This is a genomic window from Actinoplanes subtropicus, assembly GCF_000721705.1.
In the GTDB taxonomy this organism is placed as follows: domain Bacteria; phylum Actinomycetota; class Actinomycetes; order Mycobacteriales; family Micromonosporaceae; genus Actinoplanes; species Actinoplanes subtropicus.
In genome coordinates, this window is record NZ_JOJL01000141.1 from 1 (window position 1) to 842 (window position 842).

General features: G+C 66.7%; 1 protein-coding gene. It reads right to left on the bottom strand.

Features of this window, described 5'->3' with window-relative positions:
- The coding region (gene purU / locus IH26_RS0152525; RefSeq protein WP_034218341.1) for a formyltetrahydrofolate deformylase at positions 1-842 on the bottom strand (842 nt) is incomplete at both ends.

Sequence of the window (842 nt, forward strand, 5' to 3'; positions counted from 1 at the left end):
GGCGAAGACGATGGTGTGGTTGCCGTGCCGGATCACCCGGTCGGTGCTGTGCCATTCGACCGCGCGGGAGAGCACGGCGCGTTCGACGTCGGCGCCGCGCCGCTGGAGGGCCTCGACGGTGTCGGCGTGGGTGACGCGGACGACGTCCTGTTCGATGATCGGGCCTTCGTCGAGGTCTTCGGTGACGTAGTGGGCGGTGGCGCCGATCAGCTTGACGCCGCGTTCCTTGGCCTTGGCGTACGGGCCGGCGCCGATGAAAGCCGGCAGGAACGAGTGGTGGATGTTGATGATCGGGACGGCCACCTCGGCGATGAAGCCGGCCGTGAGGATCTGCATGTAGCGGGCCAGCACGATGAAGTCGACGTTGCCCTTGAGCAGGGCCAGGTGCTGGGCTTCGGCGGCTGACTTGTCCGGCCCGGCGGACGGGACGTGGAAGAACGGGATGCCGAACGAGCGGACTTCGCCGGCGGTGTCCGGGTGGTTGGAGATGACCATGGCGATCGTGATCGGCAGTTCGCCGCGGCGGTGCCGCCACAGCAGGTCGAGCAGGCAGTGGTCACTCTTGGAGGCGAAGATGGCCACCCGTTTCGGTACGGACATGTCCCGCAGGGTGAAGTCGAGGTCGAACCCGGTCAGCGTTGCCAGGTCGGTCTCGATCTTCGGGAGCGCGACCTTGAGGTTGTTCATCCGGAAGACCGTGCGCTGGAAGAACGCTCCGCCGTGCGGGTTGTCGGAGTACTGATCCAGCGAGACGATGTTCGCCCGGTGCCTGGCCAGCACGTCACCGACGGCGGCGACGATGCCGGTGCGGTCCTTGCCGTACACGATCAGGGAAGCCTGAT